The sequence below is a fragment of the Desulfurellaceae bacterium genome (assembly GCA_021296095.1).
Lineage (GTDB): Bacteria > Desulfobacterota > Binatia > Bin18 > Bin18 > JAAXHF01.
On record JAGWBB010000048.1, the window covers coordinates 42,971 to 44,555 of the forward strand.

The window sequence follows — 1,585 nt, forward strand, 5'->3', positions numbered from 1 at the left end:
GCGACCCTCCGGGCAGCCATGCGCGCGGGCCACGCATAGCCACGCCCGGCAAGTGAAAGCGAGGAAAAGCTGGTAGAGAAAAGCATGGCACAGGAACATCCAAACTGGATTACCGAACGGGCCAAATGCGATATGAGGCTCCTGTTTACAGACCTGTGCAGACTCATCAGAGAGGATGTACAGAGAATAGACAAAGAGTCTCAAAATCGGGGCTGGGGGAAAAACTACCGAATACCGGTAGACGAAAACACCTCAGTCATCACCGTGGACTGCTCGCATGCGAGCGGCACGGAAGAATGCCGATTCGAGCTAAGGGGGAACGTGATCCACGTTCTCTCTCATCCGGGGCGGGAGTACGCCATCAGAACACAGTGGGATGTGGAGAACATACGGTGTCAAATCGCGGTGACACCACCAACGGGCGATGCGGTTATTTTCTCACACGATCAACTGTGGAAAGTGGCGCACTACATCCTAGAACCATACTTCTTTCCTGCCAGCTAGAGCATTTTCACGCTATCTTGAGTCATGGCCGGCTGGGCGCCGTCATCAGGGGCTGCTTCGGACGGGCAACCTGGGAGTGCGACGCATCGGAAATCGCTGAAAATGCTCTAACCTCCACACCTATCTCCAGAAGTCCGGAGTAGCCAACTCGTGAGGGACGGTCAATTCTCCAGCGGGTGTAGGAAGTCTCAAGAAGCGAATGCCGGCAGTCGAAAGGCACCGGGAAACGTTGGAATGTATGCAAGTCTTTTTCTTGTCGCGCAAGGAAAAGACCGGGGACGAAAACGTCAGCTCGTCATGGCTCTGTACACGCCATAGCCGGCCACGGCAACGGTTGCTCCAACAACCGCCCCAACCGGCCCAGCAGCAGAACCAAAACCAGCGCCCTTCGCAGCAAGGACGCCGACAGCTGTCAAACCTTTCGCTGCCGCAATCCCGTACCCAACAGCCGCTCCGGCTTGTGCTACGGTCGTCACTTTGTTCAACTCTCTTCCTCGTTTAGTAGTGGGCGGAAAGGGGAAGACGAGTGGAGCGACCAAGTGGCGACCAGGCATCGGAAGGTCGTTACCCAAACGGCCTAGTTCTTTGAGTGTCATGTAACATACTCCTTTCTGATTCCCTGCGTGATTTCCCTGGAGAGGATTGGCAGGGGACAGGAAGATAAGCATGACACCGAGGAAAAGCAAGAGCAGTCGTTGTAAGGACGAGAAAGTATACGCCCCAGACATAACCGGTCGGATACGGGCGGAAAGCTCTCCGCCTTTTGACGGAGAGTAAAAGATTAACGTCGTTTCCCTGTCTCAAAAGAACCGGGAAGCCGGTAATTCATGGCATCTTCTGACGGCAGATAACTGGTACGGAGGTCATCATCCACCGCATCAGAATTCACCACAAGATATATGAGGCCAAGAATCACCGCACCACCAACACCAGCGGCAAACCAATCTCCAACGGTCATACACTCCTCCTGAGTAATGTGGATTAATAGAACGCTGAAAGGAGCGCTAGAGCATTTTCACCCTATTTCGGTTCATAGCCGGCATGGGCGAGGTAGCGGGCACATTCGGCGGGGGTGAACGCC

The 1,585-nt window shown here is 54.5% G+C and carries 2 protein-coding genes; one reads left to right on the forward strand and one right to left on the reverse strand.

All coding sequences use genetic code 11. From position 1 onward, the window contains the following. The first annotated feature begins 84 nt into the window (after positions 1 to 84). Positions 85 to 504: a hypothetical protein gene (locus tag J4F42_12880; protein ID MCE2486404.1), complete on the forward strand. Its 420-nt coding sequence runs from the start codon at positions 85 to 87 to the stop codon at positions 502 to 504. Between the two features lie 781 nt (positions 505 to 1,285). On the opposite strand, the gene J4F42_12885 is transcribed toward J4F42_12880, so the two are convergent. Then, entirely contained in the window at positions 1,286 to 1,462 is a 177-nt protein-coding gene (locus J4F42_12885; protein ID MCE2486405.1) for a hypothetical protein, read from the reverse strand. Between the last annotated feature and the right edge of the window lie 123 nt (positions 1,463 to 1,585).